The organism is Enterobacteriaceae endosymbiont of Donacia fulgens, assembly GCF_012567545.1.
Lineage (GTDB): Bacteria > Pseudomonadota > Gammaproteobacteria > Enterobacterales > Enterobacteriaceae.
This window is the reverse complement of sequence record NZ_CP046182.1, coordinates 2,324-17,168: the sequence shown is the minus strand read 5'-3', so window position 1 is coordinate 17,168 and position 14,845 is coordinate 2,324. Positions and strand designations below refer to the sequence as shown.

General features: G+C 23.0%; 12 protein-coding genes, 4 tRNA genes, 1 rRNA gene, 1 other RNA gene and 3 other annotated features. Of the genes, 8 read left to right on the top strand and 10 right to left on the bottom strand.

Annotated elements, in window-relative coordinates; genetic code table 11:
- Positions 1–42 precede the first annotated feature (42 nt).
- Positions 43–1,671: a methionine--tRNA ligase gene (gene metG / locus GJU05_RS00100; RefSeq protein WP_208753533.1), complete on the top strand. Its 1,629-nt coding sequence runs from the start codon at positions 43–45 to the stop codon at positions 1,669–1,671.
- Positions 1,672–1,720: 49 nt separating this feature from the next.
- Here metG and alr read toward each other — a convergent pair whose 3' ends face one another.
- Positions 1,721–2,800: an alanine racemase gene (gene alr, locus GJU05_RS00095; RefSeq protein WP_208753532.1), complete on the bottom strand. Its 1,080-nt coding sequence runs from the start codon at positions 2,798–2,800 to the stop codon at positions 1,721–1,723.
- A gap of 206 nt (positions 2,801–3,006) precedes the next feature.
- Here alr and hspQ point away from each other — a divergent pair, with 206 nt between their 5' ends.
- Complete coding sequence (hspQ, locus tag GJU05_RS00090; protein ID WP_208753531.1) at positions 3,007–3,327, top strand: heat shock protein HspQ; 321 nt, start codon at positions 3,007–3,009, stop codon at positions 3,325–3,327.
- Between the two features lie 68 nt (positions 3,328–3,395).
- Here hspQ and gltX read toward each other — a convergent pair whose 3' ends face one another.
- On the bottom strand, positions 3,396–4,805 hold the full coding sequence (gene gltX / locus GJU05_RS00085) for a glutamate--tRNA ligase (protein WP_208753530.1): 1,410 nt from the start codon (positions 4,803–4,805) through the stop codon (positions 3,396–3,398).
- A gap of 141 nt (positions 4,806–4,946) precedes the next feature.
- On the opposite strand from gltX, the gene GJU05_RS00080 reads away from it, so the two are divergent.
- Positions 4,947–5,019, top strand: a tRNA-Val gene (locus GJU05_RS00080).
- Between the two features lie 15 nt (positions 5,020–5,034).
- A tRNA-Lys gene (locus GJU05_RS00075) sits at positions 5,035–5,107 on the top strand.
- A gap of 577 nt (positions 5,108–5,684) precedes the next feature.
- On the opposite strand, the gene GJU05_RS00070 is transcribed toward GJU05_RS00075, so the two are convergent.
- Positions 5,685–5,758, bottom strand: a tRNA-Arg gene (locus tag GJU05_RS00070).
- Positions 5,759–5,860: 102 nt separating this feature from the next.
- Between GJU05_RS00070 and folD the strand changes: the two genes are divergently transcribed.
- A complete protein-coding gene (gene folD, locus GJU05_RS00065) occupies positions 5,861–6,709 on the top strand; it encodes a bifunctional methylenetetrahydrofolate dehydrogenase/methenyltetrahydrofolate cyclohydrolase FolD (protein ID WP_208753529.1) in 849 nt (282 codons plus the stop codon).
- A gap of 28 nt (positions 6,710–6,737) precedes the next feature.
- Here the strand turns inward: folD and rnpB are convergent.
- Both rnpB and rsmI read right to left on the bottom strand, forming a co-directional pair.
- Positions 6,738–7,082: RNase P RNA component class A (gene rnpB / locus GJU05_RS00060), an RNA gene on the bottom strand.
- Between the two features lie 7 nt (positions 7,083–7,089).
- Positions 7,090–7,983, bottom strand: coding sequence for a 16S rRNA (cytidine(1402)-2'-O)-methyltransferase (rsmI, locus tag GJU05_RS00055; protein ID WP_208753528.1), 894 nt, complete (start codon positions 7,981–7,983; stop codon positions 7,090–7,092).
- Between the two features lie 88 nt (positions 7,984–8,071).
- Here rsmI and GJU05_RS00050 point away from each other — a divergent pair.
- Positions 8,072–8,156, top strand: a tRNA-Ser gene (locus GJU05_RS00050).
- Positions 8,157–8,209: 53 nt separating this feature from the next.
- Complete coding sequence (locus tag GJU05_RS00045; RefSeq protein WP_208753527.1) at positions 8,210–8,503, top strand: TusE/DsrC/DsvC family sulfur relay protein; 294 nt, start codon at positions 8,210–8,212, stop codon at positions 8,501–8,503.
- 68 nt (positions 8,504–8,571) lie between these two features.
- Here GJU05_RS00045 and mreD read toward each other — a convergent pair whose 3' ends face one another.
- Genes mreD through GJU05_RS00030 form a run of 3 tightly spaced genes read right to left on the bottom strand, consistent with a single transcriptional unit; the run spans position 8,572 to position 10,954 of the window.
- Complete coding sequence (gene mreD / locus GJU05_RS00040; RefSeq protein ID WP_208753526.1) at positions 8,572–9,054, bottom strand: rod shape-determining protein MreD; 483 nt, start codon at positions 9,052–9,054, stop codon at positions 8,572–8,574.
- Positions 9,055–9,057: 3 nt separating this feature from the next.
- Positions 9,058–9,879, bottom strand: coding sequence for a rod shape-determining protein MreC (gene mreC, locus GJU05_RS00035; protein WP_208753525.1), 822 nt, complete (start codon positions 9,877–9,879; stop codon positions 9,058–9,060).
- Positions 9,880–9,907: 28 nt separating this feature from the next.
- Positions 9,908–10,954 (bottom strand): rod shape-determining protein, encoded by a 1,047-nt coding sequence (locus tag GJU05_RS00030; protein ID WP_208753524.1) that lies wholly within the window; start codon positions 10,952–10,954, stop codon positions 9,908–9,910.
- A gap of 211 nt (positions 10,955–11,165) precedes the next feature.
- Between GJU05_RS00030 and aroQ the strand changes: the two genes are divergently transcribed.
- Positions 11,166–11,624 (top strand): type II 3-dehydroquinate dehydratase, encoded by a 459-nt coding sequence (gene aroQ, locus GJU05_RS00025; protein ID WP_211080472.1) that lies wholly within the window; start codon positions 11,166–11,168, stop codon positions 11,622–11,624.
- A 19-nt stretch (positions 11,625–11,643) separates the two neighbouring features.
- On the opposite strand, the gene murB is transcribed toward aroQ, so the two are convergent.
- Together murB and rrf are read right to left on the bottom strand one after the other, a co-directional pair.
- Positions 11,644–12,696: a UDP-N-acetylmuramate dehydrogenase gene (gene murB, locus GJU05_RS00020; RefSeq protein ID WP_208753522.1), complete on the bottom strand. Its 1,053-nt coding sequence runs from the start codon at positions 12,694–12,696 to the stop codon at positions 11,644–11,646.
- A 20-nt stretch (positions 12,697–12,716) separates the two neighbouring features.
- Positions 12,717–12,833, bottom strand: a 5S ribosomal RNA gene (gene rrf, locus GJU05_RS00015).
- A gap of 72 nt (positions 12,834–12,905) precedes the next feature.
- Positions 12,906–13,795, bottom strand: a sequence feature (23S ribosomal RNA rRNA prediction is too short).
- Between the two features lies 1 nt (position 13,796).
- Positions 13,797–14,559: a sequence feature (23S ribosomal RNA rRNA prediction is too short), on the bottom strand.
- Between the two features lie 76 nt (positions 14,560–14,635).
- Positions 14,636–14,832: a sequence feature (23S ribosomal RNA rRNA prediction is too short), on the bottom strand.
- Positions 14,833–14,845 lie beyond the last annotated feature (13 nt).

Here is a 14,845-nt window from a genome sequence, read left to right as displayed (position 1 = left end):
TAAGTTTTATTATTTAGATAAAAATATAATAAGTAAGATAATATGTTATTAAAAAAAAAAATACTAGTTACATGTGCTTTACCTTATTCTAATGGTAGTATTCATTTAGGTCATATGTTAGAACATATACAAGCAGATATTTGGGTTAGATATCATCGTATGTGTGGGAATAAAATATTTTTTATTTGTGCTGATGATGCACATGGTACTCCTGTTATGTTAAAAGCTCGAGACTTAAATATAAGTCCTGAAGATTTAATTAATAAAATATATTATGAACATATTACAGATTTAAAAAAATTTAATATTAGTTATGATAACTATTATACTACACATAGTAATGAAAACTTTTTTTTTTCTAAATTAATTTTTAATCGTTTAAAAAAACGAAATTTTATTAAGAAAAAAATTATTAAACAATTATACGATTTTGTTCATAATATTTTTTTACCTGATAGATTTGTAAAAGGATTATGTCCTAATTGTAAATCTATAGATCAATATGGTGATAATTGTGAAAATTGTGGAGCAACTTATTCATCTATAGATTTAATTACTCCAATTTCTATTTTATCTAATACAACTCCTATATTATGTAATTCTGAACATTTTTTTTTTGATTTACCTCAATTTAATAATTTTTTAAAAAATTGGATTTATTCTAGTGTTTTAAATAAAAAAGTAAAAAATAAGATATATGAATGGTTCATTCTAGGTTTAAAAAAATGGGATATAACTAGAGATGGTCCATATTTTGGTTTTAAAATACCTAATTCTATTAACAAATATTTTTATGTATGGTTAGATGCTCCAATAGGTTACATGAGTACTTTTAAAAATTTATGTGATAATAAAAAAATTAATTTTTATGAATGGTGGAAAAGAGATTCAAATACAGAATTATATCATTTTATTGGAAAAGATATTATTTATTTTCATAGTTTATTTTGGCCTGCAATATTAGAAGGAAGTAATTTTAGAAAACCTACTAAATTATTTGTTCATGGTCATGTAACATTAAACGGATCTAAAATGTCTAAATCTAAAGGTAATTTTATTACCGCAAAACAATGGTTAAATTTTGTAGATTCTGATAGTTTACGTTACTATTATGCTTCTAAATTATCATCTGATATTAATGATATTAATTTTAATTTTTATGATTTTATGTTTAAAATAAATAGTGATATTGTAAATAAAATTGTTAATTTAGCTTCAAGAAATGCATATTTTATTAACAATTATTTTAATGATAGTTTATCTAAAAGTATTAATATGTCTTTATATTTAAAATTTGTTAAAAAATCTGAAATTATTCATGAATATTTTATGCAAGGTAAATTTAGTCATGTTATTAAACAAATAATAATTTTATCAGATAAAGCTAATTATTATATTGATAAATATAAACCATGGTTATTAATTAAAGATAATTTAAAAAAAAAAAAAGTTCATAGTATTTGTTCTTTAGGTATTAATATGTTTCGTGTAATAATGATATATATAAAACCAATTATGCCTATTTTATCTAAAAAAACAGAATTATTTTTAAAAAAAAAATTATGTTTAAATGAAATTAAATTACCTTTAATTAATAGAAAAATTAATAAATTTAAACCATTATTTTTTAGAATAAATATAAATAATTTAAAAAAAATACTAAAAAAGTAAATATAAAATTTGTTATTTTTTTATTTTTCAGTCTTTAAATATTAAAAAATTATTTTAAAATTCTAGGTACTCTTTTAGATACAGAACACATTAATTCATATCCAATAGTATTGGAAGATTTAGCAATATCATCTATTTTAATATTTTCTCCCCATAATTCTACTGAACTACCTATTTTAGCTGTTGGTATATTTGTTAAATCTATTACAATCATATCCATAGATACATTACCTAATATTAATGTTTTAATACCTTTAATTAAAACATATGTTTTATTATTAATGTTTCGAGGATAACCATCAGCGTAACCACATGCAACAATACCTATTCTATGTTTTTTTTTTGTATAATATCTACAATTATATCCTATTGTATCTCCTGGATATATTTTTTGAATAGATATTATTTTACTTTTTAATGTCATTACTGGTTGTATTTTTTTTTTAGAAATATCTTTCCAATCACCTGTTGGTGAAGCTCCATATAAAATAACTCCAGTTCTTATCCAATCATAATAACTATATGAATGCCATAATATTGCTGCAGAATTTGCGAATGAACATGGAAAATTATGATAAACATTAATATTTTTTTTAATATTATTTATTTGTTTTTTTACAAAATAAGAATTTTGAGAAGCATCAGCAAAATGAGTCATTAGAGTTATGTTATAAACATTAATTTTATTTTTAATAATATTTATTATTGGGATAACATCTTTTACGGGAAATCCTAATCTATTCATCCCAGTATTAATTTTTATGTATATATTAATAGGATATTTTGATTTATATTTAATTAAACTATTAAGTTGCCATTTATTATGTATTGTAATAGTTAAAAAATATTTATAAATAAAATATAATTCTTCTTTATTAAAGAAACCTTCTAATAATAGAATAGGTTTATTACAACCATTTTTTCTTAAAATTATAGCTTCATCTAATGTTAAAATAGCAAAACCATCACTATTATTTTTTATAATAGGATAAATATTTTTAATACCATGACCATAAGCATCTGCTTTTAATACTGACCAAACTTTAGATTTATATGCAATATTTTTTATTATTTTTAAATTATTTTTTAATGCATTACTATTAATAATAGCACAGATTGGTCTTACCATATATTTTTTCTCTTTTTTTTAAATAAAATTTTAATATATAAATATCATTATAATAAAAAAATATTTTATTTATAAAATTAAATATTTTAATATATAAAAATTTATTTAATTTTATTTTTTTAATTTAAATAAATATTTAATTTTAAATAAGTTTATTATATAATTAATATTAAAACTGTAATATTTCTTAGAAAAGGGTCTTAATAATGATTACCAGTAAATTTTGTATTGGTCAACAAGTAAGACATAAATTATTAGGTTTTTTAGGAGTTATAGTTGATGTTGATCCTGAATATTCTTTACGTGATCCCAAAATTAATGAAGTTGCTGAAAGCAAAACGTTACGTAGTAAACCATGGTATCATGTAGTTATGGAAGATGATAATGGGCAACCAATACATACCTATTTAGCAGAAGTTCAATTATCAGGAGAACCTTTTGGGAATGAACATCCAGAAAATTCTTCTTTAGATGAGTTATCAGTTGCAATAAAAAAACAATTAATAACACCTAGATTAAGAAATTAATATAAGCGGGGATATAAATAATATATTTTGTCCGCTTATTATTTTATATATATTATATTGTAATATAATTACAGATTATTAAGTTTAATAAAATTTATTGCATTACTAATATGATAAATAATTTTTTTTCTTCCCATTAAATAAATTATATTGTTAATAGGAGGAGTATTTTTTATCCCAGTAATTGCTAAACGTAAAGTCATAGCTATTTCTTTATAAGAAATATTTAATTTTAATAATATTATTTTAAATATATTATTAATACATTCTATGGACCATATTTCTATATTAGTTATTTTTTTTTTAAATATTTCTAAAATTATTTGAGTATTTTTATTTAAATAATTTTTAATTAATAAATTATTTTTATAACTTGGATTTTTATAAAAAATAAAACATAAATTATTTATTTCTTCTAATGTATTACATCTTTTATTAAATATTTTATATAAATTTTTTAATTTAGGACCATTATTAATGTTAATATTATTTTTATTACAAAAATTTTTTAAATAATTAAGCATATCATTTTCTGATAATTTACTTAAATAATATTTATTAAACCAATTTAATTTGTCTATATCAAAAATACTAGAAGATTTATTTAAATTTTTTAAATTAAATAATTTTTTCATTTCTTCTAATGAAAAAATTTCTTTATTTCCATAAGACCAACCTAAACGTAAAATGTAATTTAATAAAGCAATTGGTAAATAACCTTTTTCTTTATATTTTAAAACATCTAAATTACTATTTCTTTTAGAAATTTTTTTTCCTAATTTATCTTTAATTATAGAAACATGTGTATATATAGGGATATTTGCCCCAATAGCATTAATAATATGTATTTGTTTAGGTGTATTATTAATATGTTCTTCACCTCTAATTACATGAGTTATTTTCATATCCCAATCATCTATAACTACACAAAAATTATAAGTAGGAATTCCATCTGTTCTTTTAATTATAAAATCATCTAATTCATTATTATCAATTATTATTTTACCTCTAATTGTATCTGTAAATGTAATATATTTATTTTTAGGAATATGTAGTCTTACTGTATAAGGTAAATGTATATTAATTTTTGATTTATTATCAAAACATTTTCCATTATATTTAATTTTTTCTTTATTGAGAATTTGTTTTTGTTTATTTTTTTCTAATTCTTTTTTAGAACAATAACATTTATAAGCTTTTCCTTCATTTAACATAGTATTTATAATACTATTATATCTATTAATTCTTTTACTTTGTAAGTATGGTCCTTTATCCCAATCAATATTTAACCATTTTAAAGTATCAATAATATTTTTAATAAAAATTTTTTTTGATCTTTTAAAATCAGTATTTTCAATTCTTAATATAAAATTACCTTTATTTTTTCTAGCAAATAACCATGAATATAAAGCGGTACGTATATTACCTATATGTAGGTAACCAGTTGGGCTTGGTGCAAATCTAGTTATTATTTTCATAATATATAATTTTTTATTTAGATTAATACTATTATATTAGTATATAATTTTAAATTATTTTATTTTTATTTTAAATATTTTTGATAAAAATATTGACATTTGAGTATTAAAAAATATAGCATATAAGAATTATATATTTTGGGGTGATTAGCTCAGTTGGTAGAGTACCTCCCTTACAAGGAGGGGGTCGCCGGTTCAAGTCCGTCATCACCCATTAAATTTATAAATTGGGTCGTTAGCTCAGTTGGTAGAGCAGTTGACTTTTAATCAATTGGTCGCAGGTTCAAATCCTGCACGACCCAAATAGTATTTTCTTTATTATAAATAATAAAATTTTATAAAAAAAATTATTTTAATAAATAAAATAATAAACATATTAATTTTTATATTTAAAATATATACATTTTCTAAAAAATTTTAATATTATGTTAATAATAATTATTACAATAAAATTAATTTTATATATAAAAAAATTATTTTATTATTATTTAGTAATTTAATTATTTTTTATATATTAAAATAATTTTTTTAAATATTTTATTTAATAAAAAATTTTATAAAATTATATTTATAACTATATTTAGTTAATAAAATTTTTAATTTTTATCTAATAAAATATTTTTAAATAAAAATTAATTTATTTTTAATAAATCTAAAATTAATTAAAAAATATAAAAAACATAAAATTTTTTATTTATATATTATTTTTTAAATAAAATTATCTTAAATATTAATAGTATTATTATTATTTAGAAGAGATATTCTATATAAATAAATAATAAAAAAATATCTTAAAATTTAATAAAATATTTTAACTATTTATAAAATTTTTGAATAAATTTAATAATAAAGTTATTATTTTTATTTAATATACTTATTTGCGCTCTACAGGATTCGAACCTGTGACAAATAGCTTAGAAGGCTATTGCTCTATCCTACTGAGCTAAGAGCGCAAAATAATTATTTTGATTAATAATATCATTATTATAATATATATTCAAATTAATTAAATTAATTTTAATTAATAATTTTATTTAAAAAATGAGTAATTTAAAATGAATGCTAAAATTATTAATGGAAATATTATTGCAGAAAAAATATATATTAAAATTCGTGAAAAAATAAAAAATCTTTCTTTTAAAAAAAAAAGAAAACCTGGTTTAGGAGTAATTTTAATAGGTAATAATCCTGCATCAAAAATTTATATTAAAAATAAACTAAGAATTTGTGAAAAATTAGGTATTTTTTATACTAAATATAATTTATCTAAAAATATTAATGAAAATAAAATAATTGAAATTATTAATTTTTTAAATAAAAATAAATATATTGATGGTATTTTAGTTCAGTTACCATTACCTAAAAATATAAATATAATTAAAATTTTAGAGACAATACATCCATCAAAAGATGTAGATGGTTTTCATCCTTATAATGTTGGACGCTTATGTCAAAGAGTACCTTTATTACGTCCTTGTACTTCTTTAGGAATATTAAAAATATTAAAGTATTATAATATTAATATATGTGGTCTTAATGCGGTAATTGTAGGAGCTTCCAATATAGTTGGACGTCCAATGGCTATGGAATTATTATTAAATGGATGTACTATTACTATTACACATCGTTTTACAAAAAATTTATATCATTATATAAAATATGCAGATTTATTAATAGTAGCTATTGGAAAACCTAATTTTATACCAGGAAATTGGATTAAAATAGGTGCTATTGTTATTGATGTTGGTATTAATAAAATTAATGATAATAAGATTGTAGGTGATATTGATTTTAATTTAGCTAAAAAAAGAGCTTCTTATATTACTCCTGTACCTGGAGGAGTAGGTCCTATTACAATAGCAATTTTAATGCAAAATATTTTATATGCATATGAGAAAGCATAATTTCTTTTAGAATAAAGAAATTATGCTTATATAAAGTTAATTTTTAAGCCGGATTCTGTCTAAAACAGTCATTTATCTAGAATAATAATCACTTATTATTTCAAGCAGCTTACCCAGATTCATAGTACGGGTTATACGAATCTTATTTAGCCTTGCTCCTGGTGGAGTTTACATTGACGTATATTATTACTAATATACCGGTATGCTTTTACCATACCTTTTCACCCTTACCTTTTTTTCTAAAAAGGCGGTATTTTTTCTGTTGCACTATTCGTAAGTTTAAACTTCCCAGTAATTATCTGGCACCATACCCTATGGAGTCCGGACTTTCCTCTTTTATTAATTTATAAAAGCGACTGTTTTAATTAACTTTAGAATAATTATTCTACATGATTAGAATCATAATTAATATTTTTTTTTATATAAAACTTATATAATAAATTTTTTTTAATAGAAAAAATATCAGAAGTTATTTTTATTGCTTTTTTTGTTGATAATTCTTTTTTTAATTCTAAAAATGTTCTAATTATTTTAGAAGATATTTTATCACTATCATTAGATGATTTATATTTATATCCACTAATAACTAATACTATTTCTCCTTTTAATCTATTTAAATCTAATTTAAGCCATTTAATTAAATTTAAAATACTATTTCCATATATATTTTCCCATTTTTTTGTTAATTCTTTTATAAAAACTATATATCTATCTTTTCCAAAAATTTTTTTTATATCATATAAACATTCTAATACTCTATGTGTTGATTCATAAAAAATTAATGTTCTATTTTCTAATTTTAATTCATTTAATCTTTTAATTCTTTTATTTTTTTTATTAGATAGAAAACCTTCATAACAAAATCTATTTGTTGGTAAACCTGATACAGATAATGCTAAAATAGCAGCACATGGTCCTGGAATAGGTATAATTTTTATATTAATATATTGCGTACGACATAATTGAACAATTCGATATCCTGGATCATTTATTAATGGTGTTCCAGCATCAGAAACTAATGCAATATTATATCCTTTTTTAATTTTATCTAAAAATAATTTTATTTTTTTTTTTTCATTATATTCATAATATGAATATAATTTTTTTTTTATATTAAAAATTTTTAATAATATTCCTATTTTTCTTGTATCTTCAGCTAAGATATAATCTACCTTATTTAATATAATTAGAGCTCGTTTACTTATATCGTTATAATTACCTATTGGTGTAGCAACAATATATAAATGACCTAATTTAAAATTATTATTTTTCATTTTTTATAGTATTTAATTATTTAAAATATTTACTTTAATTGTTTTATAAAATATATTATTATATACATAATATATAGTTATTTATTTTGGAGGAATGGCCGAGAGGTTGAAGGCACCGGTCTTGAAAACCGGAAATAGGAAACTATTCGAGAGTTCGAATCTCTCTTCCTCCTATCTAAAATATTTTAATTATTTAAATATATTTTATTTTAAATAAAGTATAAAAATGTATTCATATAAAAAAAAAAATAATTTATGGAATAAAAAAATAGCAATTAAAATTGCATCTTCAGAAAAAATTATATTAACAATAAATCATTGGAAAGTAATATATACATTAAGGTTTTTATATTTTAAATATAAAATAAACCCAAATTTACGTATATTAATTAATATTTTAAAAAAAAAACATGGTGATATTTATTGGGATAGTATTGTACTTTTTCAATTATTTCCTAAAGGGATTTTAAAACAAGCTTTAAAAATTGCTGGATTACCAAAAAATAATGTCTGTTTATAAATAAAAATAATTTAAATTAAATTAGTATTTAAAACAAAACATTATCATTATAATGATAATGTTTTGTTTTATGAGAAAAAATATTTTTGACATTTATAATAAAATTTTTCCATACTATAATAAATAATAATCCATATAAAACTATTTATAATAGTTTGTAAAAATAATTCTTGATAATTAAAATTTATATTATTTATATAATAAACAATAGTATTAATTATAAAAGAAATATATATAATTAATAAAAATTTATAAACTATGTTTAAATGTATTATTAATTTATGATTAAATGATAAAAAATATGTTAATATACATAATAATAAACTATGTATTCCTAATATATAATTAGCAAAGAAATCAATTAATAATCCTATAAAAAAACTTGTCATAATATTAATTATGTATGGATATTTTAAGATCCAATAAATTAAAATTAATACTAACCAAGGTATTTGTAAAATAATATTACTATTTTTAGTAAATAAATTTTGTAAAAATAATGATATTAAAAAAGTTGTATAGATAAATAATCTTAAGAAATAATTTTTCATATTTTATTTTGAATTCATTAATAGTATTAAATATTTTATTTTTTCTATTTGTAAAAATGGTTTTACATAAACTATATTAAAATTTTTTTTTTTATCAAAAAATATATTAGTTATAATACCTACTGGGTATCCTATAGGATATTTTTCATCTAATCCAGATGTAACTAATATATCTCCTTTATGAATAATAATATCTGTAGATATATATTCAGAATGTAAATTTTTTGTACATCCACTACCGTTAATTATAAATTTAATATCACTATTTTTTATTTGTACCGGTAAAAAAATTTTTTTATTACAAATTAATGAAACTTGACTACTTTTATTATTACTTACTATTACTTGTCCTACAATACCCTTATCGTTAAGAACTATTGTTCCTGGTACTATATTATCTTTTAAACCTTTATTAATAAATATTATATCTCTATTAATAGGAAAAAACATAGGTATTATTTCAGCTAAAATACTTTTTTTTTCTTTTAAAATAGATAATTGTAAAATATTTCTTAAATTAATATTATCATGTTTAATTTTTTGTAAACTATATAATTCAATATTTTGTTTTAATATTTTATTATTTAAATATTTATTTTTTTTTTTTAAAACATTATATTCTATAAAATAATTTAATGTATTTTTATATACATAAAATGGTTTATTTAAAAAAAAATAAATCGGACTAATTCTATTATTAATAGAATATCTTAATTCTATTAAATAATTAGAATATATATCTGTAATTACAATTACAATAGAAATTATTATAGTAATAATTATTCTTAATTTAAAAATAGGTTGTTTGTTAAAAATTAATTTCATAAATATATCATCTTAATTTATAATAATTTTATTCTTCACTAAATAAATCACCTCCATGTATATCAATCATATCTAGAGCTTTTCCTCCCCCTCTTGCTACACAAGTTAATGGGTCTTCAGCAATAGATACTGGTATACCGGTTTCTTCAATTAATAATTTATCAAAATTTTTTAATAGTGCTCCACCTCCAGTTAATACCATTCCTTTTTCTGCTATATCAGCAGCTAATTCAGGAGGACATTGTTCTAATGCAATCATTACCGCACTAACTATCCCAGTTAAAGGCTCTTGAAGAGCTTCTAAAATTTCATTTGAATTTAATGTAAAACCTCTTGGAACTCCTTCTGCTAAATTTCTTCCTCTTACTTCCATCTCTAATAATTCTTCATTATTATTATAAGCTGAACCTATTCTATGTTTAATTCTTTCTGCTGTAGCTTCTCCAATTAAAGAACCATAGTTACGTCTTACATGATTAATAATAGCTTCGTCAAATCTATCTCCTCCTATTCTTACAGAAGAAGAATATACTACTCCATTAAGTGATATAACAGCTACTTCAGTAGTCCCCCCTCCTATATCTATAACCATAGAACCTGTTGCCTCTGAAACAGGTAACCCGGCACCAATTGCTGCTGCCATAGGTTCTTCTATTAAAAAAACTTCTCTAGCTCCAGCTCCTTGTGCTGATTCACGTATTGCTCTTCTTTCAACTTGAGTAGCACCAACAGGAACACATACCAACACCCTTGGACTAGGTTTCATAAAACTGTTACTATGTACTTGTTTAATAAAATGTTGTAACATTTTTTCAGTAATAAAGAAATCTGCTATAACCCCATCTTTCATTGGTCTAATTGCAGAAATATTTCCTGGAGTTCTTCCTAACATTTGTTTAGCATTATATCCAACAGCAGCTACACTTTTAGGAAAACCTGTCTTATCTTGTCTAATTGCTACGACAGAAGGTTCATTTAAAACAATTCCTTTTCCTTTAACATAAATTAAAGTATTTGCTGTTCCTAAATCTATAGATAAATCATTAGAAAACATTCCCCGAAATTTTTTAAACATGATAAAAAAACCTGATTTTATATTTTATAGTTATTTTAGTTAAATATAGTTCTTTATATCTATTAATAGATAATATCATTTTATTTATAATAAATAAATTATATTTTATAAATAAATAAATTTTTTTAAAAAAGAAGTTTACTTTATAGAGTAAATATATACTATATATAATGAAATAAAAATATTTTAACTATCAAATATATATACAATAATAATGAATAATATAAATTATCATATTTTAGTTTTAAATGGCCCTAACTTAAATCTTTTAGGAACCAGAGAGACTAAAATATATGGAAAACAATCTTTAAAAGATATTATTAATATTTTATCTAAAAAAGCTCAAAAAAAACATTGTAAATTAAGTCATTTTCAATCTAATGCGGAATATAAATTAATTAATTATTTAATTAAGTATAAAAATAATTTTAATTATATTATTTTTAATCCTGCTGCTTTTACTCATACTAGTATTGCTTTACGAGATACTTTATTAGCAATAAATATTCCTTTTATAGAATTACATATTACAAATATATATAAAAGAGAAATTTTTAGAAAAAAATCATTTTTTTCAGATATTTCAAATGGAGTTATTTTAGGATTAGGTACATATGGTTATGTTTTAGCTTTAAAAATAATTTTTAAAAGATTATTATTATCAAAATAAATTTTAGGAAATAATTTTTTTATCTTATTTTTTTAAAAAAAATATAAGGATTTATTTCCCCATAATTACCTATAATTTTAATTTCTGGTTCTAACCAAACTTCAAATTTTTTTCCAACTGCATTATATATTTTTATAGCTAATTTAAGAATATCCATTCCTGATGAATTATTAAATTTATTTATAATAATTAAAGATTGTCTTGGATATACCATTACTCCTTTTCTTATATATCCTTTAAATTTACATTTATCAATTAACCATCCTGCGGATAACTTAAAATTATTTTTTTCTAAAGTAAAAGGCATGTCAGAAAATATTTTTAATAATTTAAAACCTAATATATGAGATATAACTGGATTTTTAAAAAAACTTCCTGCATTTCCATAAATTTTTGGATTAGGAATTTTTTTTTTTCTAAGATTACAAATATAATTAAAAATTAATTGAGGAGTAATATTACTATATTTTAATTTTTTTAAATCATTATAATTTAAATTAGGAACCCATTTTTTAGATAAAGATAAACCTACAGCAATAATTATATAATTTTTATAACTATATTTAAAAATACTATCTCTATATTTAAAATTACATTTTTTTTTATTAATTCTTTTAATTTTTTTACTGCTAGGATTAATAATATCTACATATTCACAAAAATTTTGTATGCTAGCACCATAAGCACCAATATTTTGAACTGGAGCTGAACCGACACGTCCTGGAATTAATGCTAAATTTTCTAAACCATAAATTTTATTTTTAATTGTAAATTTTACAAGTTTATGCCAATTTTCCCCAGAATTTATATGCAAATTCCAATATTTTTTAGATTCACTTATATAAATACCTTTTATTCTATTAATAATAACTAAACCATAAAAATTTTTTAAAAATAAAACATTACTACCTTCTCCTAAAATTATACAAGGAAAATTTTTTTTTTTATATTTATTATATAATAAACATAATTGTTTTAACTCTTTAACTTGCACAATTTTACTAGCATTAACATTTATATTAAAAGTATTTAATTTTTTTAATGAATATTTACAAGTTTTTTTTTTATACATCATATTATATACATTATTATTCCTGGTATTTACCTACTCTTACATGAGGTAAACCTCATACTACCATCGGCACAACAACGTTTCACTTCTGAGTTCGGAATGGATTCAGGTGGTACCATTGCGTTATTTATACCAGGAATTTATTAAACTATAAAATAATTAATTAATAATTAAATCTAAACGATTCTGGTGTTGTAAGGTTAAGACTCACGGGTGTTTATTAGTACTGGTTAGCTTAACATATTACTATGCTTACACATCCAGCCTATCAACGTCATAGTCTTTAACGTCCCTTAAGGAATTATTGTAAATAATTAACAAAAATTCAGGGAAGATTAATCTTAAGATAAGCTTCGCGCTTATATGCTTTCAGCGCTTATCTTTTCCGTATTTAGCTACCGGGCAATGCTATTGGCATAACAACCCGAACACCAGAGATACGTTCACTCCGGTCCTCTCGTACTAGGAGCAAATTCTTTCAATCTTCCAACGCCCACGGCAGATAGGGACCGAACTGTCTCACGACGTTCTAAACCCAGCTCGCGTACCACTTTAAATGGCGAACAGCCATACCCTTGGGACCTACTACAGCCCCAGGATGTGATGAGCCGACATCGAGGTGCCAAACACCGCCGTCGATATGAACTCTTGGGCGGTATTAGCCTGTTATCCCCGGAGTACCTTTTATCCGTTGAGCGATGGCCTTATCATACAGAACCACCGGATCACTAAGACCTGCTTTCGCATCTGTTCGAATTGTCATTCTTACAGTTAAGCCAGCTTTTGCCTTTGTACTAACCTCACGATTTCCGACCGTGATTAGCTGACCTTAGTACTCCTCCGTTACTCTTTAGGAGGAGACCGCCCCAGTCAAACTACCTACCAGACACTGTCTCTAACCCGGATAACGGGTTTAGGTTAGAATAATAAACATTAAAGGGTGGTATTTCAAGGGTGGCTCCATACCAACTAGCGCTGATATTTCATTGCCTCCCACCTATCCTACACATCAATATCTACTAATCAATATCAAGCTATAGTAAAGGTTCACGGGGTCTTTCCGTCTTGCCGCGGGTACACTGCATCTTCACAGCAATTTCAATTTCACTGAGTCTCAGGTGGAGACAGTCTGGCCATCATTACGCCATTCGTGCAGGTCGGAACTTACCCGACAAGGAATTTCGCTACCTTAGGACCGTTATAGTTACGGCCGCCGTTTACCGGGGCTTCGATCAAGAGCTTCTTATTAAAATAATAACCCTATCAATTAACCTTCCGGCACCGGGCAGGCGTCACACCGTATACGTCCACTTACGTGTTTGCACAGTGCTGTGTTTTTAATAAACAGTTGCAGCCAGCTATTATCTTAGACTGATTTCAGCTTCAAAAGTAAATTTTTTCACTTACAATCAGCGTGCCTTCTCCCGAAGTTACGGCACTATTTTGCCTAGTTCCTTCACCTGAGTTCTCTCAAGCGCCTTAGTATTCTCTACCTGACCACCTGTGTCGGTTTAGAGTACGATTCAATATTATTTAGAGCTTAGAGGATTTTCTTGTAAGTATGGTATTAATTACTTAAATACAATAAAGTATTTCGTCATAACGCCTTAATGTTATAATTATCCGGATTTTCCTAAATAATTCATCTAAACGCTTAAACCAAGACTACCATCACCTGGCTAATTTAACCTTCTTCGTCCCCCCTTCGCGATAATAATGAGTACAGGAATATTAACCTGTTGTCCATCGATTACGCTTTTCAGCCTCATCTTAGGTGTCGACTTACCCTACCCCGATTACCGTTGGATAGGAACCCTTAGTCTTTCGGCGAATAGGTTTTTCACCTATTTTATCGTTACTCATGTCAGCATTCGCACTTCTGATATTTCCAACAAACTTCACAATTTATCTTCAACAATTTACAGAACGCTCCCCTACCCAATAAAAAAATTATTTATTGTCGCAGCTTCGGTGTATAATTTAGCCCCGTTAAATCTTCCGCGCAGGACGACTAGACCAGTGAGCTATTACGCTTTCTTTAAATGATGGCTGCTTCTAAGCCAACATCCTGGCTGTTTATGCCTTCCCACTTCGTTTCCCACTTAATTATAACTTAGGGACCTTAGCTAGCGATCTGGGTTGTTTCCCT

What these genes read in the sequence shown, in the direction of transcription:
- metG (WP_208753533.1), top strand. Translation starts at nt 43, where the DNA reads ATGTTATTAAAAAAAAAAATACTAGTTACATGTGCTTTACCTTATTCT.
- alr (WP_208753532.1), bottom strand. Translation starts at nt 2,800, where the DNA reads ATGGTAAGACCAATCTGTGCTATTATTAATAGTAATGCATTAAAAAAT.
- hspQ (WP_208753531.1), top strand. Translation starts at nt 3,007, where the DNA reads ATGATTACCAGTAAATTTTGTATTGGTCAACAAGTAAGACATAAATTA.
- gltX (WP_208753530.1), bottom strand. Translation starts at nt 4,805, where the DNA reads ATGAAAATAATAACTAGATTTGCACCAAGCCCAACTGGTTACCTACAT.
- folD (WP_208753529.1), top strand. Translation starts at nt 5,861, where the DNA reads ATGAATGCTAAAATTATTAATGGAAATATTATTGCAGAAAAAATATAT.
- rsmI (WP_208753528.1), bottom strand. Translation starts at nt 7,983, where the DNA reads ATGAAAAATAATAATTTTAAATTAGGTCATTTATATATTGTTGCTACA.
- GJU05_RS00045 (WP_208753527.1), top strand. Translation starts at nt 8,210, where the DNA reads ATGTATTCATATAAAAAAAAAAATAATTTATGGAATAAAAAAATAGCA.
- mreD (WP_208753526.1), bottom strand. Translation starts at nt 9,054, where the DNA reads ATGAAAAATTATTTCTTAAGATTATTTATCTATACAACTTTTTTAATA.
- mreC (WP_208753525.1), bottom strand. Translation starts at nt 9,879, where the DNA reads ATGAAATTAATTTTTAACAAACAACCTATTTTTAAATTAAGAATAATT.
- GJU05_RS00030 (WP_208753524.1), bottom strand. Translation starts at nt 10,954, where the DNA reads ATGTTTAAAAAATTTCGGGGAATGTTTTCTAATGATTTATCTATAGAT.
- murB (WP_208753522.1), bottom strand. Translation starts at nt 12,696, where the DNA reads ATGTATAAAAAAAAAACTTGTAAATATTCATTAAAAAAATTAAATACT.